This window comes from Kineococcus esterisolvens, from assembly GCF_050871405.1.
In the GTDB taxonomy this organism is placed as follows: Bacteria; Actinomycetota; Actinomycetes; order Actinomycetales; family Kineococcaceae; genus Kineococcus.
In genome coordinates, this window is the sequence record NZ_JBJLRI010000036.1 from 16,181 (window position 1) to 42,312 (window position 26,132).

General features: G+C 78.8%; 10 protein-coding genes and 1 pseudogene. 3 read left to right on the forward strand and 8 right to left on the reverse strand.

The genetic code is table 11. The features are described from left to right. Window positions 1-49 precede the first annotated feature (49 nt). Both ptsP and ACRYR8_RS12535 read left to right on the forward strand, forming a co-directional pair. Window positions 50-2,164: a phosphoenolpyruvate--protein phosphotransferase gene (gene ptsP / locus ACRYR8_RS12530; protein ID WP_432484886.1), complete on the forward strand. Its 2,115-nt coding sequence runs from the start codon at window positions 50-52 to the stop codon at window positions 2,162-2,164. A gap of 9 nt (window positions 2,165-2,173) precedes the next feature. Next, the gene (locus ACRYR8_RS12535) at window positions 2,174-3,481 is read left to right on the forward strand and encodes an MFS transporter (RefSeq protein WP_432483551.1); all 1,308 of its coding nucleotides are present in this window, start codon (window positions 2,174-2,176) and stop codon (window positions 3,479-3,481) included. A 15-nt stretch (window positions 3,482-3,496) separates the two neighbouring features. On the opposite strand, the gene ACRYR8_RS12540 is transcribed toward ACRYR8_RS12535, so the two are convergent. Beyond that, window positions 3,497-5,293 (reverse strand): serine/threonine-protein kinase, encoded by a 1,797-nt coding sequence (locus tag ACRYR8_RS12540; RefSeq protein ID WP_432483549.1) that lies wholly within the window; start codon window positions 5,291-5,293, stop codon window positions 3,497-3,499. 124 nt (window positions 5,294-5,417) lie between these two features. Then, window positions 5,418-7,727 carry a molybdopterin-dependent oxidoreductase gene (locus ACRYR8_RS12545; protein ID WP_432483547.1) on the reverse strand — a complete coding sequence of 770 codons (2,310 nt, stop codon included), beginning with the start codon at window positions 7,725-7,727 and terminating at the stop codon, window positions 5,418-5,420. Between the two features lie 99 nt (window positions 7,728-7,826). Here ACRYR8_RS12545 and ACRYR8_RS12550 point away from each other — a divergent pair, with 99 nt between their 5' ends. Further along, window positions 7,827-9,755, forward strand: a complete 1,929-nt coding sequence (locus tag ACRYR8_RS12550; RefSeq protein ID WP_432483545.1) for a diguanylate cyclase domain-containing protein — start codon at window positions 7,827-7,829, stop codon at window positions 9,753-9,755. Between the two features lie 3 nt (window positions 9,756-9,758). Here the strand turns inward: ACRYR8_RS12550 and ACRYR8_RS12555 are convergent, their stop codons facing one another. From ACRYR8_RS12555 to ACRYR8_RS12580, 6 genes and pseudogenes are all read right to left on the reverse strand, one after another. Beyond that, complete coding sequence (locus ACRYR8_RS12555) at window positions 9,759-11,579, reverse strand: GAF domain-containing SpoIIE family protein phosphatase (protein WP_432483543.1); 1,821 nt, start codon at window positions 11,577-11,579, stop codon at window positions 9,759-9,761. An 11-nt stretch (window positions 11,580-11,590) separates the two neighbouring features. Continuing rightward, the gene (locus ACRYR8_RS12560; protein WP_432483541.1) at window positions 11,591-12,415 is read right to left on the reverse strand and encodes an aldo/keto reductase; all 825 of its coding nucleotides are present in this window, start codon (window positions 12,413-12,415) and stop codon (window positions 11,591-11,593) included. Between the two features lie 121 nt (window positions 12,416-12,536). Then, window positions 12,537-12,800, reverse strand: a complete 264-nt coding sequence (locus ACRYR8_RS12565) for a phosphopantetheine-binding protein (RefSeq protein ID WP_432483539.1) — start codon at window positions 12,798-12,800, stop codon at window positions 12,537-12,539. Next, a complete protein-coding gene (gene entS / locus ACRYR8_RS12570; protein WP_432483537.1) occupies window positions 12,797-14,125 on the reverse strand; it encodes an enterobactin transporter EntS in 1,329 nt (442 codons plus the stop codon). Before entS ends, ACRYR8_RS12565 begins: the two co-directional genes overlap by 4 nt. A 10-nt stretch (window positions 14,126-14,135) precedes the next feature. Then, entirely contained in the window at window positions 14,136-15,167 is a 1,032-nt protein-coding gene (locus tag ACRYR8_RS12575; RefSeq protein ID WP_432483535.1) for an ABC transporter substrate-binding protein, read from the reverse strand. A gap of 11 nt (window positions 15,168-15,178) precedes the next feature. Continuing rightward, a pseudogene (locus ACRYR8_RS12580) lies at window positions 15,179-26,020 on the reverse strand (amino acid adenylation domain-containing protein); the annotation flags it as partial. Between the last annotated feature and the right edge of the window lie 112 nt (window positions 26,021-26,132).

Here is a 26,132-nt window from a genome sequence, read left to right on the forward strand (position 1 = left end):
GACGACCCGCCCCACCAGTTCCACCCGACGACAGGACCGAGGACCCGCCGTGACGCTCACCGAACCCGCGACGCCCGCCGTGCTGACCGGCGTGGGCGTCGGCACCTCCGCCGCCGTCGGCACCGTCGTGCTCGTCGCGCCGGCCGCCCGCCCGCCGGCCGACGAGCCGGCCGCGGCCGACCCGGCCGCCGCCGTCGCCACCGTGCACGAGGCGTTCGCCGTCGTCGCTGCCACGCTGCGCGAGCGCGCCGCGGCGGCCGGTGGCACCACCGCCGACGTGCTCCAGGCCACCGCCCTGATGGCCGAGGACCCGGGCCTGCTCGGTGACGTCGAGCGGCGCATCGCCGCCGGCACCGGTCCGGCCGGCGCGGTCGACGCCGCCGTGGAGGGCTTCTGCGAGGTCCTCGCCGCCTCGGGGCCGTACCTGGCCGAGCGGGTCACCGACCTGCGGGACGTGCGCGACCGCGTCGTCGCCCACGTCCTCGGCCTGCCCCAGCCGGGTGTGCCCGACCTGCACGGCCCCTCCGTCGTCGTGGCCGCCGACCTCGCGCCGGCCGACACCGCCACCCTGGACCTGGCGAAGGTCGTCGGCATCGTCACCGAGCTGGGCGGCCCCACCAGCCACACCGCGATCATCGCCGCGCAGCTCGACGTGCCGTGCGTGGTGCGCGTGGCCGGCGCCCTGGCGCTGCCGGCCGGTGAGCGGGTCGCCCTGGACGCGCGGGAGGGCACCGTCACCCCGGCCCCTCCCGCCGAGCTCGTCGAGGCCGTCGAGGCCCGCCGCGCCGCGCGCGCCGCGCTGGCGCAGGCCCCGGGCGGCCCCGGCCGCACCGCCGACGGCCTGGCCGTGCAGCTGCTCGCCAACGTCGGCGCCGTCGAGGACGCCGAGCGGGCTGCCGTCGGTGCCGGCGCCGCCGCCGTCGAGGGTGTCGGCCTGTTCCGCACCGAGGTCCTCTTCCTGGAGCGCACCACGGAGCCCACCGAGGCCGAGCAGGCCGACGCCTACGCCCGCGTGCTCGCCGCGTTCGCCGGCCGCAAGGTCGTGGTGCGCACCCTGGACGCCGGCGCGGACAAGCCGCTGGCCTTCGTCGAGGTCGAGCCCGAGGAGAACCCGGCGCTGGGGGTGCGGGGACTGCGCACCGCCCGACGCCACCCCCAGCTGCTCACCACCCAGCTGCGGGCACTGGCCGCCGCCGCGGAGCGCACCGGTACCGACCCGTGGGTGATGGCCCCCATGGTCGCCACGCCCGCCGAAGCCGCGGACTTCGCCGCGCAGGCCCGCGCGGCCGGGCTGCGCACCGTCGGCGCCATGGTCGAGGTGCCTGCCGCCGCGCTGCGAGCCCCGGCGCTGCTGGCCGCCGGGCTGGACTTCGTCAGCATCGGCACCAACGACCTCACCCAGTACGCGATGGCCGCGGACCGCCTCGCCGGCGAGCTGGCCGAGCTGCTCGACCCGTGGCAGCCGGCCGTGCTGCAGCTGGTCGGGCTGACCGGTGAGGCGGGCGCGTCTGCCGGCAGGCCGGTCGGCGTGTGCGGGGAGGCCGCCCGGGACCCGCTGCTGGCCCTGGTCCTGGTGGGCCTGGGCGTGACGAGCCTGTCGATGGCCCCGGCCGCCGTGCCCGCCGTCCGCTTCGCGCTGGCGCGCACCAGCGCTGCCACCTGCCGCGCCATGGCCCGCGCGGCGCTGGCCGCGCAGAGCCCGCAGGACGCCCGCGCCGCCGCAGCGGCCCTGGCCGACGCCGAGGTGGGGGGGGGGGGGGGGGGGGGGGGGGGGGCGGCGGGCCCGCGCGCCCCCCCCCCCCCCCCGCCCCCCCCCCCCCCCCCGCCCCCCCCCCCCCCCCCCCCCCCCCCCCCCCCCCCCCGCCGGGCGCCGCCCGGCGCCGGGGGCCGCGGCGCCCCCCGCCCCCCCCCCCCCCCCCCCCCCCCCCCCCCCCCCCCCCCCCCCCCCCCCCCCCCCCCCCCCCCCCCCCCCCCCGGCGCGGGTGCGCTGGTGGTGCATCGGCAGGCGCCGGCCGGATCTTCAGCGGGGCCCCGCGCGTGCTCGGGCCCCCGCCCACCGGCCGTCCCAGTATGCGTGCCGCCGGGTGCGCCACCCGCCAGGCGGGCTCCCCGCGCCCGGTGTGCACGAGACCTCCACCGCGGCACCGGCGCGCCTCCCCCGTAGCGTGGTCGCGTGCCGCGGCCGGGAGTGCTCGAGGAGCTCGCGCTGCTGGTCAGGACCCCGCGCTACCGGCACCTCCTGGGTGTGCGGCTGGCGGGCCAGGCCGCCGACGGCGCCTTCCAGGCCGGGCTGGCGTCGCTGTTCTTCTTCTCGCCCGAACGGCAGGCCACGCCCGCCCAGGTGGCGTTCGCCGCGGCGGTGCTCCTGCTGCCGTTCACCGTGGTGGGGCCGTGGGCGGGCGTGCTGCTGGACCGCCGCCCGCGCCGCTCGGTGCTGGGGCTGGGCAACCTGCTGCGCGCGGTGCTGGCGGTGTGCGGGGCCGGCGCCCTGGCGGTGGGGGCGGGCGACGCGGTGGTGGGCGCCCTGGCGCTGGCGGTGCTGTCGGTGAACCGGGCGCTGCTGGCGGGGCTGTCGGCGGCACTGCCGCGCGTGGTGGTCCCCGGCCGGCTGGTGATCGCCAACGCGGTCACCCCGAGCGCGGGCACCGTCGCGGCCGGGGTGGGGGCGGCGGTCACGGTCGCGGCGACGGCGGCGGCCGGCACGGGCGGCGACGCGGACGTCGTGGCCCTGCTGGCCGCGGCGGGCGGGTACCTGCTCGCCGGTGCGCTGGCGCTGCGCTTCCCGCGCGGGCTGCTGGGCCCGGACCCGGGTGCCGTCGCGGCCGGCCCGCGCGGCACGGCCACCGCGGTGCTGCGCGCCAGCGCCCGCGACGTGCTCGCCGGCGTGGCGCACCTGCGCGAGCGCCGGGCGGCCGCGGCGGCGCTGGGGGTGGTGGCCTGGCACCGGTGGGCGTTCGGGCTGACGACGGTGGCGGTGGTGGTGCTGTGCCGCACCACGCTGGCCGGCGGGGACGCCGCGGCCGGGCTGGCCGCGCTGGGCGTGCTGCTGAGCGCGGTGGCCGCGGGCGCGGGCCTGGCGGCCGTGCTGGCGCCGTGGGGTGCGCGCGGTCGGGTGAACGGCTGGATCGCGCTGTGCCTGCTGGTGGCCGGTGCCGGCCAGGTCGCGGTGGGGCTGAGCACCTCCCCCGCGGTGCTGGCGGTGGCCGCGGCGGCGCTGGGCCTGGGCGGGCAGGGCGCGAAGATCGGCGTGGACACCGTGGTGCAGCGCAGCGTGGACGACGCCTACCGCGGGCGGGTGTTCACCGCGTACGACCTGGTCTTCAACGTCAGCTACTGCCTGGCGTGCGGTGCGGCGGTGCTGCTGGTGCCGGCGGACGGGCGGCTGGGCGCCGTGGCCGTCGCGCTCGGCGCGGGGTACGCGGCCGTCGCGGTGCTGCTGGCGGGCCGGCGGGCGGTCGCGGGGAGCGCCCCGGCCCGCTGACCCGCCGCGACGGCCTCAGGGCAGGCGGGGCGGGTCCACCTCGGGGACGAAACCGCCGGGCGTGACGGTCGGCACGACCGGGTCGGCCGGCACGACCGGGTCGGCCGGCTCGACCGGGTCGGCCGTCGTGGTGGTGGGCGGGTCCGGCGGTGGTGTCTGCGCCGGGGGTTCCGTCTCCGTGGGGCTCTCGGTCTCCGTCGGGTCCTGCGGCGGCGGCTCCGCGGGCGGTGCCGTGGTGGCCGGCGGCTCCGCGGGCGGTGCCGTGGTGGCCGGCGGCTCCGCGGGCGGTGCCGTGGTGGCCGGCGGGGCGGCCGGTTCCTCCGCGGCCGGGGGGACGAGCGGCCCACCGGCCGTCGGCGGCGGCAGGGTCGGCGGCGAGGTCCTCGGCGGGGTGGGCGAGCGTGAGGCGCCGGGCGCAGCGGTCGAGGGTGCCGCGGCGGAAGGCGCCGCGGGCACCGACGGGTTCGCGGTGGGCGCGGCGGGCGCGGTGGCGCCACCGGCCCCGGTGCGGACGGGGGCGCGGCCGCTGGTGGCGGGCACGTCCGCCGGGTCCGGGTCGTCCTGCACCGAGCCCGGCGCGGACGGCGGGGGCACGACCGGCGCGGAGGTGGGCAGCGCGGTGGTGGGGGGCGGCTGCACGATCGCCACCGGGTTGGGGACCTCCTCCAGCCTGCCCTGCTGCACGGCGGTGACGGCGATGGCCGTGCCCGCGGTGGCCAGCACCAGCGCACCGACGACGACCGCGACGGGACGCCGGGGCAGGGTGCGTGCGCGGCGCGGCGCGGCGGCGGGCCGCGCCCCGGGCACCGGCGCCTCCCAGCCGTCCAGGCCACCGGCACCGGCGGCCACCACGGGCGTCGAGGCGACCGCGCGGACGGCGCCGATCCAGCCGGGCAGGTGGTCGGGCCGCTCGCGGGGGTCGGCGGACAGGGCCGGCAGCAGCAGATCGGCGATGCGCGGGTGCGCGGCGGTGTGCGGGGCCGCGGCGAGCTGGCGTCGCACGAGCGCCGGGTCGAGGACCCCGTCGGGGCCGGCCGCGGGGCTCTGCCCGGTCAGGACGAACACGGCGGTGGCCGCGAAGCTGAACGCGTCGCTCGCCGTGGACGGCAGCGCCCCGGCGCGCACCTCCGGTGCGGTGTAGGGCGTCGGGGTGCGCTGGGCCGCGCCGGCGCGCACCCCGCCCAGGCTGGCGCCGGCCAGGCGCACGCCGTCGCCGGGGAAGAAGCCGCCGAGGCGGACGGTGCGGGGGGTGATGGCGCCGTGCACGAGCGGCGGGGTGTGGTCGGTGCCGCGGTGCAGCTCCTCCAGGACGCCGGCGGTGGTGGCCAGCACGGCGAAGCGCTCGTCGAGCCCGGCGCCGGGGTCGTCGTGCAGCCAGTCGGCGACGGACCGGCCGGGGGCCTGCTCCAGGACGGCGTAGTTCCACGCCGGGTCGGCGGTGCCGGCGCGGCCGGGGGCGTGGGGGGCGGCGCCGGTGAAGGTGCTGACGACGGCGGCCAGGCACTCGTGCCGCACCCGGCTCAGCCCGGCGGCGCGCTCGCGCCACAGCTGCTCCACGGTGGCCGGGTCCGGCGCCTGCGCGTCCCCGTCCCGTGCGTCCCCGGTCCGCACCGGGCGCAGCGCGGCGAGGGTGAACAGCGCCTCGCCCGCCGCCGCGCGGTGGTCCAGCACGTGCCAGGCCTCGTCGACGCCCTCGGCCTCCCCGAGCAGCTCGTAGCGGTCCGGGTCGTCCGCCGGCCCGGCGCGGTGCCGGACCACGGAGGGGGCGTCGGAGGCGGACGTCAGCCTGTCGTCCGACCAGCCCTCGGTCACCTGTGGCACCTCCGCGCCTCGGCGGTGCGGCGAGCGCACCGGCATGGGCTGCCATGATGCCTCAAGAACTCACCCGTCCGGGCGAATCCCGGCGGCGGTGTCCCGGGTGGCGCGCCGGTGCCGCTCAGGCGGGCCCGCTCGCCACCGGCTGGTCGAACACCGTCACCCGCGGCACGGGCCCGGTGTGGGCGCTGACCTGCACCGCCGCGTGCTGCCCGGTGCAGGCCTGCGCCAGGCGCGAGGAACCGACGTCGCGGGTGAGGACGTTGACGTTGCCGTAGCCGCAGGTGACGCCGGCCTCGGCGCCGGCGGCGGGGTCCCACCAGGCGCCGGTGGACATCTGCACCACCCCGGGGCGCACCGCGTCGGAGACGACGAGCCCGCCCAGGCAGCTGCCGCGCCGGCTGCGCACCACGACGACCTGCCCGTCCGTCAGCCCGCGCGCGGCGGCGTCGTCCGGGTGCAGGCGCACCGGCTCGCGGCCGGCGACCTTGCCGGCCTGCGAGTGCGCGCCGTGGTCGAGCTGGCTGTGCAGGCGGGTGGCGGGGTTGTTCGCGATCAGCCACAGCGGGAACTCGTCGTCGGGCGCCTCGTCGGTGGGCAGGTGCACGGGGTGGCCGGGGCAGTCGTCGTAGCCGAAGGACTCCACGGCGGGCGAGTGCAGCTCGATGCGGCCGCTGGGGGTGCGCAGCGGGAACCGCTGCGGGTCGGCGCGGAAGGAGGCGAACATCACCTTCTCCTCCGGCTCGTCGGGCAGCAGGAACTCCCCCGCCTCGCGGAACTCCCGGTACGGCGGCGGGGTGAGGCCCGCGCGGGCGGCCGGCCCGGTGCGCCACTCCTCGAACAGGTGCTCCACCCACTGCTGCGCGTCGCGGCCCTCGGTGAACCGCTCCCCCGCCCCCAGGCGCTGAGCGAGCGCCGCGAGGACCGCGTAGTCGTCGCGGGCCTCGCCGAGGGGCTCGTGCACGCGACCCATGTGGATCAGGCGGTCGTCGTAGCGGGCGGCGCCGACGTCCTCGCGCTCCAGCGTGGTGGTGGTGGCGAGCACCACGTCGGCGTGCCGGGCGGTGGTGGTCCAGAACGGCTCCTGGACGACGACGGTCTCGGCGGCCCGGAACGCGCGGCGCAGCCGCTGCAGGTCCTGGTGGTGGTGGAAGGGGTTGCCGCCGGCCCAGTGCACCAGGCGCAGGTGCGGGTAGACCTCGTGCCGGCCGTCGACCTCGTACGGCTCACCGGGGTGCAGCAGGGCGTCGGCGATGCGGGCGACGGGGATGCGCAGGCGCAGCGGGTCGGCGAACTGCGGCAGCGTGGGCAGCGGGTAGTGGCCGGAGCGGCGACCGACGCCGCCGGTGGAGGCGTAGCCGTGGCCGAAACCCCCGCCGGGCAGGCCGACCTGCCCCAGCAGGCAGGCGAGCGCGACCGCGGCCCACAGGGGCTGCTCACCGAAGCGGGTGCGGGCCACGGACCAGCTGACGGTGACCATGGTGCGCCCGGCGGCGGCACGGCGGGCCAGTTCGCGGATCGTCGCGGCGGGCACCTGCGTGATCCGCTCGGCCCACTCCGGGGTCTTCACCACCCCGTCCCCGGCGCCGTCGAGGGAGGCCAGGAACTCCTCGGTGCCGGAGCAGCACCGGGCCAGGAACTCCTCGTCGTGCAGGCCCTCGGTGACCAGCACCCGGCACATCGCCAGCAGCAGCGCCGCGTCGGTGCCGGGCACGGGGGCGATCCACTCGGCGTCCAGCTCGGCGGCGAGGTCGTCGCGCAGCGGGGAGACGAGCACGAACCGGGCGCCGCGGGCCTTCGCGCCGCGCAGCCGCCCGGCGATCTCGTGGCGGCTGATGCCGCCGCTGGCGACCTCGGAGTTCTTCGCGGGCAACCCGCCGAGGGCGAGGACGAGGTCGGTGTGCGCTTCGACGCTGGACAGCGCGGTGGGCGAGAGGAGGGGTTCCTGGTTGCCCACCACGTGCGGCATGAGGACCTCGCCGACCCCGTGGCTGTACGTCCAGGAGGAGCGCACGGCGCCGCCGAGGCAGTGCGAGAAGCGGTGGACCTGGCTCTGCGCGTGGTGGAAGCGCCCGGCGCTGGCCCAGCCGTAGGAACCGGCGAACACGGCGGTGGGGCCGTGCTCGCCCAGCACGCGGGAGTACTCGGCGGCGAGGCGGTCCAGGACCTCGTCCCAGCCGACGGCGATGAACTCGTCCTCGCCGCGGCGGTCGTCCGGGCCGGAGCCGTCCTCCCACCAGCCGCGGCGCACGTGCGGTCGCAGCACGCGGGCGGTGGGCGTGGCGGCCACGGGCACGTTGCCCAGCAGCGGCGAGGGGTCCGGGTCGTCGGGGTGGGGTCGCACGCAGACGCGGCCGTCGGCGCCGGTGGTGGCGGTGAACGCCCCCCAGTGGGAGGAGTGCGGGGTGCCGGGCGGGGCCGTCGTGCTCACGGCACCAGGATCGCCGATGCGCGGGTGTGCCCGGTGCGGCCCCGGGGACTCCCCCGGACGGGGGCTCAAGTCCCGGCCGCGGCCTGCCGATGAGGGCCCATGAGCACGACGACGCAGCGTCACGACGACGAGCAGGTGCTCGTCCGCGGGGGTGGGGCGGGCAGCGCCGGGGGCAGGAGGGGAGCCCGGCGCACCGTCACCCCCCGCTCGGCGGGCCTGCGCCTCGCCGTGACGACGGCGGTCCTCGTGGGCGCCCTGGTCGCGCTGGCCCCCGTGGTCGGCACGACGGGCACGTCCGGCCCGGCGACCACCGCGGTGTGGTGGCCGGCGGCGGGCGCGGCGCTGGCGCTGGCGGTGCGGCGGCCGGCCCGGCGGTGGTGGTGCGTCGCCGGGACGCTCGTCGGCAGCGCGCTGGGCGCGCGCGCGATCGGCGTGGACCCCACGGACACGGCCCTGCTCGCCTCCGCGCAGGCGGTGCAGTGCGCCGTGGGCGCCTCGGTGACGAGCCTGCTGACCGGCGGCCGGCCGGTGCGGATGCGCACCACGCGCGACGCGTGGCGGCTGGCGGCCGGCGCGACGGCGGGGGTGGCCGCCGCGTGCGTGCTCGCGCAGTCCACGACGGTGCCCGGCGGTGTGCTGCAGCACGCGTCGGCGCAACTGCTGGGCGTGCTGCTGGTGGCCCCGCTGCTGCTGCCGGCGGGTGCACCGCGCGCGGTGGACCGGCGCACCCGCGCCGCGCGCACCGAGTGGGCCGCGGCGCTGCTGGTGTCGGCGGCGGTGGCCCTGGCGCTGTTCTGGCGCCTGGACTCCGGGCCGTGGTCGTTCCTGGTGGTCGTGCCGGTGCTGTGGGGTGCGGCGCGCCTCGGGCTGGGCCGGGCCCTGTCCTGCCTGCTGGTGGTGGCGGTGCTGGTGACCACCGGCACCGCCGCCGGCCTGGGCCCGTACGCGGAGTTCGCGACGGCCCACCGCACCGCGGTGCTGCAGGCGCTGCTGTTCACCTGCGGCGCGGTGACGATGGTCATGTCGCTGGTGGTGCGGGCCCGCGAGCGCGCGGTGGTGGAGGCCGGCCGGCGCGAGGAGCTGTTCCGCCGCACGTTCGACGACGCCCTGCTGGGGGTGGCGCTGCTGCGGCTGCGCGCCGACGGCACCGCGGTCGTCGCGCGCGTCAACGACCGCCTCGCGACGATGCTGGGCACCGACGTGCCCGTCGGCTCGGACTGGTCCGAGCAGGTGCACGGGGAGCACCGCGAGGCGTTCGTGGAGGCCGTTCACGAGATGGTGGGCCGGGTGCACGCCGGGGAGAACGCCCACTGGCACGCCGAGGTGCAGCACGGCGACGGCGACGTGTGGCTGGAGCTGGCGGCGTCGGCGTGGCCCACCTCGCGCGAGGACGGCCGACCCGGGGAGGTCGCCGCCGTGGTGCAGGTCGTCGACGTCACCCAGCGGCGGCTGGTGCAGCGCCGGCTGCGCGAGGCCGCGCTGCACGACGCGCTCACGGGCCTGCCGAACCGGACGCTGCTGGAGGACCGGCTTCGCCACGCCCTGGGCGCGGCGAGCCGCTCGGGCCGGCAGGTGGCGCTGCTGTACTGCGACCTGGACGACTTCAAGCCCGTCAACGACACCGGCGGGCACGCCGCCGGCGACCACGTCCTCATCGGGGTGGCGGAGCGGCTGAGCGCCGCGGTGCGCCCGGGCGACACGGTGGCCCGCATCGGCGGCGACGAGTTCGCCGTGGTGTGCCCGGACCTGCCGGACGCCTCCGCGGCGGAGGCCGTCGCCGGGCGCATCGTCGCGGCGATGGGCGAGCCGTTCCGCGTCGCGGGGTGGGAGTTCCCCGTCGGCATCAGCGTGGGCCTGTCGATCGCGGCGCGCGGCGCGGACGCGCACCGGGTGCTGCAGGAGGCCGACGCCGCCATGTACGAGGCGAAGGCGGGCAAGGGCGAGCGGGGCCGCGCCGCCGGCGGCGGGGTGCGCGCGGCGGCGCCGCGCGTGGTGGACCTGCGCTCCCGCGAGCGCCGCGGGCGCTGACCGTCAGCGCTCGGCGGTGGCGGGCGGGTCGAACGCCACCGCCAGCAGCGCGCAGTCGTCCTCGCCGCGGTCGCCGACCAGCTCGGCCAGCAGCTCGTCCAGCAGCTCCTCCAGCGGCAGGTGGTGCAGGCGCCCCAGGACCTCCCGGACGCGCTCGACGCCGCCGGCGAGGCTGTGGCCGCGCTTCTCGATGAGCCCGTCGGTGTAGAGCAGCAGCACCGACCCGTCGGCGACGTCCACGGCGTGGTCGTGCCGGGCGACGTCGCCGAGGAGCCCCACGAGCAGGTCGGGCGGGGTGCGCAGCAGCTCGGTGCGCCCGTCGGGGTGCAGCAGGACGGGCGGGGGGTGCCCGGCGTTGGTCCAGCGCAGCCGCCGCGCGCCGCGCCCGGGGTCCTGCTCCACGCGCGCCACCACGAGGGTGGCCAGGGCGTCCACGCCCAGGCCGAGCAGCGCCCGGTCCAGGCGGCCGACGACCTCGCTGGTCGGTTCGGGGCGGTCCCACGTGAAGGCCCGCAGCAGCCCGCGCACCTGTCCCATGGCGCCGGCGGCGGCGGTGTCGTGGCCGGCGACGTCGCCGATGACGACGCTGAGGGCGCCGTCGGGCAGCACGACCGCGTCGTACCAGTCGCCGCCGACCTGCTCCTCGCGGGCGGCGGGCACGTACCGGCCGACGGTGCGCAGGTGGTCCACCTGCGGCAGCGTGGACAGCAGGGAGCGCTGCAGCACCTCGGCGCGGGAGCGGTGCCGCTGCTCCAGCTGGGCGCGGTGCAGGGCCTGGGCGGTGAAGCGGGCCAGCGCGCTCCACACCTCCTCCTCCGCCGCCAGGACGGGGCGCGCCTCCGGCCACAGCAGCAGCAGCACGCCGAGCACCTCCTCGCCGACCAGCAGCGGCAGGAACGCGTCGGCGCCCGGGCCGTCGCCCGCAGCGCCCTGCGCCAGTCGCGGGAACGCGGCCGTCAGCTCGGCGCGGTCGGCGAACAGCAGCGGGCGGCGACCGCGCGCCGCGGCGGTGGCGGGCAGGTCCTCGTCGAGGTGCTCGACGGGCGGGCCGGCACTGCCCGGGACGCCGCCCGGTGCGCCGCCCGGTGCGGTGGTGACGGGGACGAGGGTGGGGTCGTGCTCGTCGCGCAGCATCAGCACCGAGCGGGCACCGCCGAGCCGGGTGCGGGTGACGGCGGAGACGGCGGCGTCCACCTCGGGCACGGAGCGGGCGCCGACGAGGCTCTCGGCCAGGGTGAGCAGCAGCCGCTGGCGCTCCTGCACCGCTCGCAGGCTCAGCTCGGCCGAGCACGCCGCGGCGAGGTCCTCCAGGACGGCGACCTGCTCGGGCGTCCAGGGCCGCGGCCGGCTGTCGATGGCGCACAGGACGCCGACGACGGGGGCGGCCGGCCCGCCCCCGTCCGCGCGGTCCCCGGCGCCGGCGGCGGGGTCGGCCAGCCGCAGGGGCGCCCCGGCGTAGGCGACGACGTCGAGGTCGGGGATCGCCAGCGAGGACGCGGTCAGCGGTTCGGCGCGCGCGTCGTCGACGACGAAGGTGCGCCCGGAGGTGACGACGTGCTGGCACAGCGAGTGCGTCAGGGGCGTGGCGCGCTCGCTCTGCCAGGGTTCGGGCAGCCCGACGCAGCCGGGGAGGACCTGGCCACCGGCACCGACCATGGAGACCAGCCCGACGGGGGCGCCCAGGGCGACGGTCGCCAGCCGCGCGAACCGGTCCAGGTCGACGTCGGGCCGGGCCGGCAGCAGCGTCGTGACCGGCAGGGGGTGCGGCGGGGCGGGTGCCCGCCCCGCCGCACCCGTCCCCTCCGGCCGCGCGGGTCCGCGCACGGGGTCCCCGGTCAGCCGAAGGTGTCCGGGTCGGGTCCGGTGCGCTCGTCGCGGTTCAGGGCGCTGAGGTCGGCGACCTGCTCGTCGCTGAGGCTGAAGCCGAACACGTCGACGTTGCTCTCGATGCGCGAGGGCGTCACGGACTTGGGGATGACGACGTTGCCCAGCTGCAGGTGCCAGCGGATGACGACCTGGGCGGGCTCGCGGCCGGTCTCGGCGGCGATGCGGGTGACGACGGGGTCGGACAGCAGCTCCCCGCCGCGGGCCAGGGGGCTCCACGCCTCGGTGGCGATGCCGTGCTCGGCGTGGAAGGCGCGCAGGTCCTCCTGCACGAGGTAGGGGTGCAGCTCCACCTGGTTGACGGTGGGGACGATCTCCGTCTCGTCCATGAGCTTGCGCAGGTGGGTCTTCTGGAAGTTGGAGACGCCGATGGTGCGGATGCGCCCGTCGCGGTGCAGCTCCTCGAACGCCTTCCAGGTCTCGACGTAGTCGTCGCGCTGGGTGGGCCAGTGGATGAGGTACAGGTCGAGGAACTCGAGCTGCAGCTTGGCCATGCTCTCGTCGAAGGCGCGCAGCGTCCTGTCGCGGCCGTGCTGCTCGTTGGCCAGCTTGGTGGTGATGAACACCTCCTCGCGGGGCACGTCGGTGACGCGCAGCGCGTCGCCGACGCCGGCCTCGTTGCCGTAGCCGGCGGCGGTGTCGACGTGCCGGTAGCCGGCGCCGAGGGCGGTGAGCACCACCTCGGCGGTCTGCTCCTGCGGGACCTGCCACACCCCCAGGCCGAGCTGCGGGATCTCCACGCCGTCGTGCAGGGTCAGGTTCGGAACTGCGGGCACGCCGTCCTCCTCGTCGCTGTGGCGGGTCGGGGGTGACGTTACGGCCGACCGTCCCGCCCCGCACTCCCCGCGGTGGTCGAGGGGGTGGCCGCTCCCTCGACCACCGCGGGGTGCGGGTGCGTCAGGGGTGGGGGACGACCAGCTCCTGCCAGCGGCGCAGCACGGGCTGCTCGGCCAGGTCCGCGAACTCCAGGCCGCTCGCGCCGGCGCGGCGCCAGCGCTCGACGAGGGTCATCAGCCGGATGGAGTCCAGGCCCCGGTCGAGCAGGTCCTCGTCGGCGTCGAGGTCGGCCGGGTCGCAGCCGAGCAGCTGGGCGACGTCGGCGCGCACCCGGTCGCCGGTCAGCGCGGGCGCCGGTGCGGTGGAGGGGTTCTGCGTGGTCACGGGGATCGCCTTCCTGTGGTGGTTCCTGTGGTGGTGAGTTCTGCGGGCCCGTGCCCGCGGGGTCCCACGGGCACGGGGGTGCGCGTGCGCCACAGCGGGCGGACGGCGGCGGCGAGCACCAGCGCGAGGGCCAGGCCGGCGAGGCCGTGGACGAGCAGCGCGGTGCCGGGGTCGAACCAGCGCCCGAGCAGGCCCGCGGCGGCGGACCCGAGCGCGCCGCCCGTGACGGCCTGCACCTGCCACAGGCTGGAGACCCGCCCCCGCAGCTCGTCGGGGGTGTGCCGCTGCACGAGGGCGAAGCGCAGCACGTCGCCGAGGGCGCGCCCGAGGCCGTGCCCGGCGAGCCCGCAGAACGCCACCGCGGCCACCAGGGGTGCGCCGCCGGGGACGTTCGGGGACAGGCCGAGGACCAGCGGCCCCAGCGCCATCACGGTGACCGCGGCGAGCAGGGCGACGCCGGCGCGGCGCACCCGGCCGGTCCACCCGCTGGTCAGGGAACCGGCGACGGCGCCCACCGCGGGCGCCGCGTACAGCAGGCCGAGCGTCGACGGTCCGGCCCCGAGCACCCGGTCCACGAACGCCGGCAGGAGCACGAGGGGGCCGCTCGCCAGGGCGGCGAGCAGCCCCACCAGGAGCGCGCTGCGCACCACCGGCTGCCGGACGGCGAACCGCACCCCGCTGCGCAGGGCCCGCAGCGGGTGCTCGTGCCCGCCGCCGCGGGGCGGGCAGCGCCCGATCCCGGCGACGAGGGCGACGGTGGCGGCGGTGGCGGCCGCGGCGGTGAAGTACGTGACCGCCACCCCGCCGGAGGCGATGAGCGCACCGGCCAGGGCGGGGGTCAGGACCGTGCCGAGGTCGGTGGTCAGGGCCAGCAGGGCACCGGCCGCGGGGAGCCGGTCCGGCGGCAGCAGTCCGGGCACCACGGCCATGAGGGCGGCGCTGCTGACCCCGCCGGCGAGCCCGTCGACCACGGAGGCGGCGTAGAGGACCCCCAGGGACGGCTCGGGCAGCACGGCGTTGACCCCGAGCACCGCGAACGCCAGACCGGCGGTGGAGCGGGCCAGCTGGATGGTGCGGCGCCGCTCGAACCGGTCCGCGAGCACGCCGCCGGCGAGGCTGCCGGCGAACACCGCCACCCCCGTGGCGACGGCGACGCCGGCGACGTGCCCGCTGGACCCGGTGAGCTGGTACGTCTGCGCCGGCACGGCCACGACGAGCAGGCCGATGCCGAGCAGGGAGACCAGCCGCGCCGCGAAGGCGAACCGGAACGGCCGGCTCACCCGCAGCGGGGTCAGGTCCACCACCAGCCCGCCGAACCGCCTCACGGGCGCTTCCTCACGCGCCGAACTCCTCGGCGATCGCGTCCAGGGCGCCCATCGCGCCGTCGTAGTCGGGGCGGTAGCTCGTCGCGGGCAGCTCGTGGACCTGCCCGGCCCGGAACGACGGCAGCGCCGCGTACACCGGGTCCTGCGCGAGCTCCTCCACGCTGGGGCCGCCGAGGGCGACGACGAACGCGGTGGGGGCGTCGGCGACCTGGGCGAGCAGTTCCGGGCTCACCTCGAAGGAGTCGCCGCTGCCGTACAGGGTGGGGTTGCCCGCCTTGGTGACGACGTCGTCGGGGGTGAAACCGACCTCCTCGGTCAGTGCGGGCAGCGCGGCGTCGGCGGGCACCAGGTAGGGCTTGCCGACGGGCAGCGACAGCAGGAACACCGCGGTGCCGTCCGGGACGGTGATGGCGGAGCGCACCCGCTCGACCTCCTCGTCGTAGGCGTCGACGAGTTCCGCGACGGAGTCGGTGCGGCCGGTGGCCTCGGCGACCAGTTCCAGCTGCTCCTGCCAGCTGGTGGTGGTGGTCGGCACCAGCACGGTCGGCGCGAGGGCGGTCAGCTCCTCGTACGCCTCCTGCGCCTGCACCGCCGTGATGCCCTGGCCGCCGCCGATGATGAGGTCCGGCTGCGCGGCGGCGACGGCCTCGATGTTCAGCTCCTCCCCGGCGGGCAGCGCGGTGGTGCCCTGCTCGGTCGCCTCGTCCGCCCAGGCGGGCGGGAAACCGCCCTGGAGGTCGGTGACGCCGAGCACGCGGGTGTCGGTGGCGACCACGGGCGCGTCGAGCGCGTACAGGTACCCGGCGAGGCCGCCGCTGAGCACGACGATGCGCTGCGGGTCGCCGGGGACCTCCACGGCGCCCTGCTCGGTGGTGATCGTGCGCGTGGCGGGAGCGGCCGAGGTGGTCGCCGAGGTGGCCTGCTGCGCCGCCTGGCCGCTGCCGCTCGAGCATCCGGCGAGCAGCAGCAGCGCGACGCCGGACGCTCCGGCGAGGACCGCCCGCCGCGAGCTGCGGGGGTGGGCGGGGGTGGACGATCGCATGGTTCTCCTCATCAGGGGTGGGTGGGGTCGGTGCGCACCGCGGGGTCGGCGTCGAGCAGCGGCCCGATGACGGACCACCCCTCGCTCGACACCACGCCGGCGTGGTCCTGCGGGACGTGGTGGACGACGAGCCGGGCGGGCGCGTGGGCGTGCCGCCACGCCCGCGCCAGCCGCTCGCCGGGGTCCTCCGCGGGGTCCTCGGCGGGCGTGCGCCCGGCGGTGGGGTCCGCGGTGAACAGGGTCAGGGTTCCGCCGAAGCGCGCCGGGCGCGAGGAGCCCAGCAGCCGCAGGCACTGGGCGTGGGCGGCGCGCACCGAGGCCGCCAGCGCGGGTTCCCGCTGCGCCGCCCCCTCCGGCAGCACGGCGGCGACCTCGCGCTCGACGTCGCGCCCGGCCACCGGGCGGGGGACCGGCAGCGGTTCGCTGTCGACGAGCCCGGCGAACGCGACCTCCTCGCCGAGCACCGCGAGCCGGGCGGCCATCGCGTGCACGACGTTCCCGCCGAAGGAGTACCCGAGCAGGTGGTACGGCCCGTGCGGCTGGAGGTCGCGCACCGTCCGCACGTACCGCTCGGCCAGCTCGTCGACGGTGCCCGGCCGCGGGCCGTCCTGCGGCAGCTGCAGGCCGACGACGGGCCGGTCGGCGCGCAGGTGCGGCACGAGACCGGCGAACGGCCATGCGTACCCGCCGGCCGGGTGCACGCAGAACAGCGGTTCGGCCGCGCCCGCGGCGCGCAGCACCAGGACGTGCTCGCGCTGCGGCCCGCCGGGGTCACCGGGAACACCGGTGAGCCCGCCGGGCCCGGCCAGGTGGCGGGCGAGCTCGGCCGCCGACGGGTGCGCCAGCAGGGTGCCCACGGCCACGGGGAACCCCAGGTCGGCCTCCAGCGCCGCGACCAGGCGCATGGCGGTGAGCGAGTCCCCGCCCAGGTCGAGGAAACCCTCCTCGGGGTCCACGGCCGGCAGTCCCAGGACCCGGGCGAACGCGCGGCACACGGACCGTTCCCGCTCGTCGCGGGGTTCGCGGCCGGCGGTGCGCCGCGGCGGTGCCGGCAGGGCGGCGCGGTCGAGCTTGCCGTTCGGCGTCAGCGGCAGCGACGGCACCTGGACGACGGCCGAGGGCACCAGGTGACCCGGCAGCCGCTCGCGCAGGTCCGCGCGCAGGTCCGGCAGTCCCCGGCCCGGTTCGGCGACCACGTACCCCACCAGACGGGGTGTGCCGCCGTCGGTGCGCACGCTCGCGGCGGCGCGGCGCACCCCTGCGCACGCCTCCAGCGCCGCCTCGACCTCACCGAGCTCGATCCGGAAACCCCGAACCTTCACCTGCCCGTCGGCGCGGCCCAGGTACTCCAGCGTCCCGTCGGGGCGCTGGCGCACCAGGTCACCGGTGCGGTACGCGCGGGTGCCGTCGCCGGCGGACGGGTCGGCCACGAACGAGGCGGCGGTGGCGCCGGGGCGGCCGAGGTAGCCGTGGGCGACGCCGTCGCCGGACAGGTACAGCTCCCCCACCGCCCCGGGCGGCACCGGCGCCAGGCCGGAGTCCAGGACGAGGGCGCGGGCGTTGCGCACCGGGCGTCCCAGGCACGGCGCGGTGCTGCCGCGCACCGGGGAACCCATCGCGTTGATGGTGAACTCCGTCGGCCCGTACAGGTCGTAGCCGTCGACGCCGTCCTGCTCGCGCAGCCGCGTCCACAGCTCCGGCGGCACCGCCTCGCCGCCGAGCATGACCAGGACGGGGGTGCGCTCGCCGTCCAGCAACCCGGCGGCGACGAGTTCGCGGGCGTAGGAGGGGGTCACGTTCACCACGTCGATCCCCACGTCGCGGTAGTGGCGCACCAGGCCGGCGGGGTCCAGGCGGGCCTGCTCGCCCACCACGTGCACCTCGTGGCCGGCGAGGAGCCAGAACAGCTCCTCCCACGACATGTCGAAGGAGAACGAGACGGTGTGCGCCACGCGCAGCCGCCGGCCCGCCGCGGCCTCGGCGGGGCGGAAGATCTCGTCGACGTGGTTGTGGAACATGGTGGTCAGGCCCCGGTGGCCGACGACGACGCCCTTGGGCGTGCCCGTCGATCCGGAGGTGTGGATGACGTACGCGGGCTGGTCGGCGTGCACGGGACCCCCCACGGCGCGCCCGGGCACGGCTGGTGCGGCGGCGGTGCCGTCGAGGACGGCGGCGACGGCCGGGTCGTCCAGCAGGACGTGCGCCGCGGCCGGTTCGGGTTCCGCGCCACCGGTGAGCGGGGCCCGCTGCGCCGCGGTGCTGACCAGCAGCCCGGCGCCGGCGTCGGCGACCAGGTGCCGCAGCCGCGCGGGCGGGGTGGACGGCTCCAGCGGCAGGTACGCGGCGCCGGTGCGCAGCACCGCGAAGATCGCGACGACGTGGTCGGCGGTGCGGGGCAGCAGCAGCGCCACCGTGGCGCCGGGGCCGGCGCCACGGGCGGCGAGCACCCGGGCGAGCCGGTCGACGCGCTCGTCCAGCTCGCCGGTGGTGAGCGCGACGTCGCCGCAGACGAGGGCCGTGGCGCCGGGGGCCGCGGCGGCCCGTTCGCGCAGGAGCGCGTCGACGCTGCCGCCGGGTTCCCCCGGCACCGGGACGGGCACCCGTGCGGGAGCGAGGTGCGGCGGCACCGGTGCCGCGGGCACGGCGGTGCCGGCGACCACCCGGTCGCCCTCGGCGACGCCGGGCCCGGCGAGCACGCCGAGCACCGCGAGCAACCGGTCCAGGAACCCCTGGGCGGTCGCGTCGGGCACGAGGTCGGGCCTGCTCTCCAGCACCACCCCGATCGCCGCGCCGGCACCGCCGGCGGCGGGGTCGACGTCCAGCGTCAGCGCGTAGTGGGTGCCGTCGAGCGCGTCGGCGGCCACGACCCCGTGGCGGGCGAACGCGGCGGCGCGGTCCGCCTCGTCGGTGGGCAGGTTGCGGAACACGTACAGCGTGTCGAACAGGACCGGGTGCCCCGTCGCGCGCTGCAGCCGGCCGAGCCCGAGGTGGTGGTGGGCGGTGAGCCGGCCCTGCTCGCCGCCGGTGCGGCGCAGCAGGTCGGCCAGGGGTTCACCGGGCCGGGTGCGCAGGCGCACCGGCACGGTGTTCAGCAGCAGCCCCACCATCCGCTCGGCTCCCGGGACCTCCGGCGGGCGGCCGGAGACGGTGGAACCGAACACGACGTCGTCGGTGCCGGTGGCGCCGCGCAGGGTCAGCCCCCAGGCGGTGGAGAGCACCGTGGACAGGGTCACGCCGACGCGGCGCGCGAGGTCGCGCAGCGCGGTCGCGGTCGCCTCGTCCAGGAGCGCGCGGCGGCGCACGGGCAGGGGCGCGGAACCGCCCGCGGAACCGCCCGTGGAACTCGCTGCAGCGGGGCGTTCCCCCGCCACGAGCGTCGGCTGCGCCAGCCCGGCCAGGTGCTCGCGCCAGGCCTCCTCGGCCGCGGCGGGGTCCTGGCCGCGCACCCAGCGCAGGTGCTCACGGACGTCCGGGGCGGGCGGGAGGGCGCCGTCCAGCTCGTCCGGCCCCGCACCGGCGCGGGCGCGCCGGAGCAGCTCGAAGAACTCCCGCAGCAGCAGCGCCTGCGCCCACCCGTCGGTGAGCAGGTGGTGCTGGGTGAGCACCAGGCGCGCTCCCCCGCCGGGCAGCCGGGCCAGCAGCAACCGCAGCAGCGGAGGGGCAGCCAGGTCGAAACCGGCCGCGAACTCGTCCTCCTCCAGCGCGGTCAGCGCGGCGGGGACCTCCCGCGCGGGGGTACCGCTCAGGTCGGCCTCCCGGTACGGCAGCTCGGTGGGCGGCGCCACGAACTGCACGGGCTCGTCGAAACCGGCGTGGGTGAAACCCGCGCGCAGGGCGGGGTGGCGGCGCAGCAGCGCGGCACCGGCCGCACGCAGCGCGCCGGCCCCCGGGGCTCCCGCCGGTGCGGGACCGGCCTCGAACGTGAACCGGTGCTGCACCAGGTACGCGTCGGCACCGGCGCCGAGGACCGACTGGTAGTACATGCCCTCCTGCAGCGGGCTCAGCGGCAGCACCTCCTGCCAGCCCGGGCACAGGGCGTCCAGCCGGGCGCGGCGCGCGGCGTCCAGCGGCACCGCGAGTTCCGGCGCGGGGCCCGCGGGGTCCGCGGTTCCCGCGGGGTTGCGCCGGTCACCGGCCCGGGTGGCGGCGCGGGCCAGCTCGCCCAGCGTCGGCCGTTCGAAGACGTCGGCGACGGTGAGGGCCAGGCCCTCGGCGCGGGCGGCGGCGACCAGGCGCACCGAGCTGATGCTGTCCCCGCCCAGGGCGAAGAAGGCGTCGTCGGGCCCGGCACCGCGCACGCCGAGCACCCGCTCGACGAGCGCGCACACCCGGCGCTCCGCGCCGGTGCCGGGCGCCCGCCCGGGCGCCGAGGCGAGGGCGGGTTCGGGCAGCGCCCTGCGGTCCACCTTCCCGTTGAGGGTCAGCGGCAGCGCCGCCACCACCGTCACCACCTGCGGGACGGCGTACTCCGGCAGTGACCGGGCCGCCGCCTCGCGCACCGCGGCGGGGTCCAGCCCGGCCCCGGGCTCGGGCACGACCCAGCCGAGCAGCCGGCCGGTGCCGGAGGCGTCGGCGCGCACGGCGGCGGCCGCGCGGGCCACCCCGGGCGCGGCGGCCAGCGCGCCCTCCACCTCGGCCAGCTCGACGCGGAAACCGCGCACCTTCACCTGGTCGTCGACCCGGCGCAGGAACTCCAGGCGGCCGTCGCGGCGGCGCACCAGGTCACCGGTGCGGTACACCCGCCGGCCCGGCACCCCGGGGTCGGCGACGAACCGCGCAGCGGTCAGGTCGGGGCGGCCGAGGTAGCCGCGGGTGACCTGCGCGCCGCCGAGGTACAGCTCCCCGGCGACGCCGTCGGGGACCTCGCGCAGGTCCTCGTCCAGGACGCGCGCGTGCACGTCGGTCCACGGCTCGCCGATCGTCACGGGTGCGCCGGGGGCGAGGTCGGTGCCGGTGGCCCAGACGGTCACCTCGGTGGGGCCGTACACGTTGCGCACGGCCGCGCAGGAACCGGTGAGGGCGGCGGCCAGGTCGGGGGGCAGGGCCTCGCCGCCCACGAGGGCCCGCACGCCGCGCAGCTGCGGCGCCCGCTCGTGCTCGACCAGCGGCCGCCACAGCGACGGGGTGGCCTGCAGCACGGTGGCGCCGCTGCGGGCGACGAGCTCGTGCAGGGCGTCGGGGTCGCGCACCGTCCAGCGGTCCGCGAGCACCACGGTGGCGCCGGCCACCAGCGGGCACAGCAGTTCCAGGGCGGCGATGTCGAAGGAGACGGTGGTGACCGCGACGAGCCGGTCGCCGGGGCGCACCCAGCCCTCGCCGACGACGGTCTCGGTGAACGCGGCGAGGTTCGCCGTGGTGACCATCACGCCCTTGGGGCGCCCGGTGGAACCGGAGGTGTGCAGCACGTAGGCGAGGTGCTCCCCGGCCGGGCGCGGCGCGGGCGGTTCCACGGGCGGTTCCCCTGGGGTCTCCCCGCGGGCCCCGTCGGTGAGCACCGGCGCGGGCACCCGCACCGGCAGTTCCGCCAGGACCCCGGAGGTGGTCAGGGTGCACGCGGGACGGGCGTCGCCCAGGACCTGCCGCAGCCGTTCGGCGGGGTGCTCGACGTCCAGCGGCAGGTACGCGGCGCCGGTGCGCAGCACGGCGAGCATCCCGGCGACCAGGTCCGCGCCGCGGGGCAGCGCCAGGGCCACGAGGCGCTCGGGCGCGGCGCCTGCGGCGACCAGCTGCCGCGCGAGCTCCTCGACCCGGTCGGCGAGCTGCCGGTAGGTGAGCGTCGCGCCGTCGGCGACCAGCGCGGGGGCGTCGGGGGTCAGCCGCGCGCGCTCGGCGAACGCGACGGCCACCCCCGCGGGGGTGCGCTCGCGGCGGGCCGGGTCGCGCCGGGCACCGGGAGCGGTGAGCGCGACCTCGTGGAGAGGCCGCGACGGGTCGGCGAGCACCTGCTCCAGCACGCGCACGAGGTGGTCGCCGAGAGCTCCCGCGGTCGCGGCGTCGAACAGCTCGGCGTCGACGACCAGGCGCAGCGACGAACCGGCGCCGGGCCGGTCCACCAGCCACCAGGCCACGTCGAAGCGGGAACCGGTCGTCGGCGGGGCCAGCGGTTCCACGGCGAGGTCGCCCAGCGGCGGCGGGACGGCCACCCGCTCGTGCGCGACGACGGTCTGGAACAGCGGGTGCCGGGCCGTCGAGCGCGGCGGTGCGAGCAGGTCGACGAGCCGCTCGAACGGCAGGTCCGCGTTCGCCAGCCCGTCCAGGGCCGCGTCGCGCACGCGGCGCAGCAGTTCGGCGAACGAGGGCCGGCCGGTGAGGTCGCAGCGCACCACCAGGGTGTTGACGTGGTACCCGACGGCCGTGCCGGCCCCGGCCTCGCCGGCGGGGTCGCGGCGGGTGACGGTGGTGCCCAGCGGCACGTCGCGCCCGGCTCCCAGCGCCTGCCAGGTGGCGGCGACGGCGGCCTGCAGCACCATCAGCGGGCTCGCGCCGTGCTCGGCGCACAGCGCCGTGATCCGCTCCCGCGACTGCGGCGGCAGCGGCCGCTCCAGCGCGTGCCCGCGGTGCGCGGAGCGCGACGGGCGCGGCCGGTCCAGCGGCAGGTCCAGCTCGACGGGCAGGCCGGCGAGCGCGCGCCGCCAGTGCTCCTCCTGCGCCTCCAGCGCACCTCCCGGCGCGGAACCCTCCCGCAGCCGGTCGCGCTCGCGGCGGGCGTGGTCGGCGTACCGGGGTGCGGCCGCTCCCCACGCGGGGACGCGCCCGGCCCGGCGGGCGGCGTAGGCGGTGCCGAGGTCGGCGAGCAGGGGACCGAAGGAGGGTTCGTCGATCGCGACGTGGTGCACCACGAGCACCAGCACGCTCTCGGTGGCGGAGAGCGTCAGCAGCGCGGCGCGGGCGGGCGCGGCGGCCGTGATGTCGACGGGCACGGCGAGGACGGCGGCGAGCTCCTGCTCCACGCGGTCGGCCCGGACCCGCTGCACCCGCAGGGGGCCGGCGGCCGCCGCGGGCAGGACCCGCGCGGTGGCCGCCCCGGCGGCGTCCTCGGGGTAGGCGGTGCGCAGCACCGGGTGGCGCTCCAGCACGTCCTGCCACGCGAGGGCCAGCGCCCCGGTGTCCACCCGGCCGCGCAGCCGCGCCACCAGCGGGACGTCGTAGGTGGTCGACGGCCCCTCGAGCCGGTGCAGGAACCACAGGCGCTCCTGCGCCGGGGACAGCGGGAGGTCCTGCTCCGCCTCCCCGTCCACGTGCGGGGCGGCGGCTCCGGCGACGGGTCCCGGTCCCCCGGCGGGTTCCGCAGGGTTCTCCGCCGGGTCCTCCACCCGGTCCTCCACCCGGTCCTCCACCGCCCGGCGAGCGGGGTCCAGGACCGCGCGCGCGGCGATCGCCGCGGGGGTGCGAGCCTCGAACACGTCCCGCACGCCCACCCGCACGCCGTCGCGGCGCAACCGGCCGACCAGGCGCATCGCGGTCAGCGAGTGCCCGCCGAGGGCGAAGAAGTCGTCGCCGGCGGCGACCTCCGGCAGTTCCAGGGCGGCCGCCGCGGCGGCGCGCACGGCGGCGACGACGTCCAGCGGCGCCGCGCACCCGGTGCTCCCCCGCCCCGCCGCGGGTCCGGCGGGTCCTGCGGGCCGGGCGGGTTCCGCCACCGGCGCGGCGGGCAGGTCCGGCGCCGGCAGGCCCGGGTCGGCGGCCAGGCCGTCGAGCAGCTCCCCCAGCCGCCGCGACAGTTCCCGCGCCCGCTGCTCCGGCACGACCGCCGGGTCGTGGTGCAGGACCAGTCGCAGCTGGTCCCCGGGCGGTGCCACGAGCGTCAGCGGGTAGTGGGTGCGGCCCCGGTGCACGACCCCGGTGACGCGCAGCCCGCCGGTCGCGGAGGGGTCCACGGCCGGCGTGGGGAAGTTCTCGAACACCACGAGCGTGTCGAACAACCGCCCGAGACCGGCCGTCCGCTCGATCTCCGCCAGGCCGGCGTGCTCGTGCTCCTGCACCGCGAACCGCGCCTCCTGCAGCTGCGCGAACAGCTCCAGCAGCGGCTGCCCGGGAACCGCGGTGAACCGCACCGGGACGGTGTTGCTGAACAACCCGACCATCCGTTCCACGCCGGGCAGGTCGGCGGGGCGCCCGGACACGGTGGCCCCGAACACCACGTCGGCGCGGCCGGTGACCTCGGCCAGCGCGGTGCCCCAGGCGCCCTGCACGAGCGTGTTCACGGTGAGCCCGCGGCGGCGGGCCAGGTCGGCGAGCGCGGCGGGGGTCGTCGCCCGCAGCGGCACGTCCAGCTCCACCGGCGTGCCCCGGTGGGCCGGGTCGGCGGCCGGGGCCAGCAGCGTCGGCGCGGCCAGGCCCGCCAGCCGCTCGCGCCAGGCCTGCCTCCGGGCGTCCGGGTCGAGCGCCGCGAGCCGCTCCAGGTGGGAGCGGTAGGGCACCGGGGAGGGCAGCCCCGCGCCGCCCCCGTGGTGCAGCACCAGCAGTTCGCGCACGACGACCGGGGTGGACCAGCCGTCGGTGAGCAGGTGGTGGGCGCCCAGCACCAGGCGGTGCCGGGGCTCGCCACCGGCGTCGGGCAGGCGCACCAGCAGCGCCCGCAGCAGCGGCGGCCGCGTCACGTCGACGGCGTGGGCGGCGGCCTCCTCCTCCAGGGCGGCAGCGGCGCGCAGCGCGGCCCGCTCGGGCAGCGCGGACAGGTCCACGTGCCGCCACGGCACGGGCGCGGTGCGCGGCAGCGCCTGCACGGGGCGGTCCAGGCCCTCGTGGTGGAACGCGGCGCGCAGGTTCGGGTGGCGATCCAGGACCCCGGCCAGGGCCGTCTCCAGGCGCGCGGGGTCCAGCGGACCGGCCAGGTCCAGGCGGGCGGTGAGGGTGTAGGCGTCGGCGGCGCCGTCGTGCAGGGCGTGGAACAGCAGGCCCTCCTGCAGCGGTGACAGCGGCAGCACGTCCTCCAGGGGCCCGTGCAGCTCCTCCAGCGCGTCCACGGCGCGCTGCTCCAGGCCGGGCGCCGCGCAGTCAGACGGCGTCAGCCCGCCGCGGGTGCGGGTGGCGTGCGCGGCCAGCGCCTCCAGCGCCTGTTCCCAGTGCTCCTGCAGCCCGGCGACGTCGGCGGCGTCCAGCGCCCCGCCCGCAGCGGTCCACTCCACGGCCAGGGAGCCGTCGGCGTGCACGAAGGAGTTCAGCGCCAGCACCTCGGTCAGCGCCTTGGCGGGGGGTTCCAGCGCGGCGAACGCGTCGTCCTCGGGCAGCCGCCAGGCGGTGCCGGGTTCCGGGGTGAACCGGCCGAGGTGGTTCAGCAGCAGTTCGGGGTTCCCCGCGGCGGCCAGCTCCGGGGCGGTGGCGTCGTCGAGGTGGCGCAGCACCCCGTACCCGGTGCCGGCGGCGGGGGTGGCGCGCACCGCCTCCTTCGCGGCCTTCAGCAGCCGGCCCGCGGCGGGGCCGCCGGCCAGCGCGTCGGCGAGGTCGGCGTCGCCGGCGACCGCGCCGGTGGGCACCCGCACGGGGAACTCGGTGGTGAACCAGCCGACGGTGCGGGAGGTGTCCAGGTCGTCGGCGAGCTCCTCGCGGCCGTGGCCCTCCACGGTCACGAGCTGCGCCGCCGCCGCGGGCCCTCCGCGCTCGTGCCGCCAGGAGCGCACGGCCAGCACGAGCGCGGCGAGCAGCACGTGGTCCACGCCCGCGCGGTAGGCCGCCGGCAGGTCGGTCAGCAGCGCGGCGGCGATCCGCGGCGGGGTCGTGGTGCGGGTGCGCACGGCGGTGGCGGCCGTGTCGCGCGCCGGGTCCAGGGAGCGCGCGCCCAGGGGCGGCGAGCCGGGGGCCAGGACGGCGCGCCAGTGCTCCAGCTCGCCCCGCCGGGCGCCGGTGCGGCCCTGCTCGGCCAGCAGCGAGGCGTGCCGGCGCCAGGAGCTGCGCACGGGCGGCAGGGCGGGGGCACGGCCGGCGCGCACGGCCCCGCACGCCCGCTCCAGGTCCGGCAGCAGCACCCGCCAGGAGACGCCGTCGACGGCGAGGTGGTGCACCACGAGGACCAGCAGGTCCGCCCGCCCGGCGCCGGTGCGGACCAGCTCGGCGCGCAGCACCCGCCCGGCGCGCGGGTCCAGCGACGCGGCGGCCGCCCGGGCCACCGGCTCGGGGTCCTCGCCCGCGGGCCCGCCCGCGACCTCGCCCACCACGTCGGCCGCGCGCACCGCGCCGGGGGCGCGCACCACGAGCTCGGGCGCCTGCCCCGGTGCGCGGCGCAGCAGCAGCCGCAGCGCGTCGTGGTGGTCCAGCACCGCCTGCACGCCCGCGACGAGCTCGGGCAGCGACGGGGCGTCGTCCAGGCGCAGCGCGGTCCACTGCGCGTACCCGGTCACGGCGTCCGCGGAGGGGTTCGCGTCCAGCAGCGCGCGCGCGACCGGCGGGGCCGGCACGGCGCCGACCGCCACGTCGGCCGCCCGGGCCCGCTCGCCGCCGGCCTCGCGCGCGGCGGCGGCCAGCGCGCCCAGGTCGCGGCGGGCGAGGACCTCCTTGGGGCGCACGTCCAGGCCGTGGGTCCGCAGGCGGCTGCTCACGGCGATCGCGGTGATGCTGTCGCCGCCGAGGCCGAAGAAGTCGTCGTCGGTGCCGACGTCCTCGTGCCCGAGGACCTCGGCGACGACCTCGCACAGCACCCGCTCGCGCTCGGTGGCCGCCGCCCGCCCACCGCCGGCGGCCGGCGGGGCGGGGAGGGCGGCGCGGTCGAGCTTGCCGTTGACGGTGACGGGCAGCGCACCCAGCACCACCACGGCCGCCGGCACGAGGTGGTCCGGCACGCGGGCGGCCAGCGCGTCGCGCACCGCCGGGGCGTCCAGCTCGGCGCCGCGGGCGGGCACGACGTACCCCACGAGGCGGGGGTGCTCCCCCCCGGTGCGCACCGGGGGGGGGGGGGGGGGGGGGGGGGGGGGGGGGGGGGGGGGGGGGGAGGGGGGGGCGGGGGGGGGGGCGGGGGGGGGGCGCGGGCCC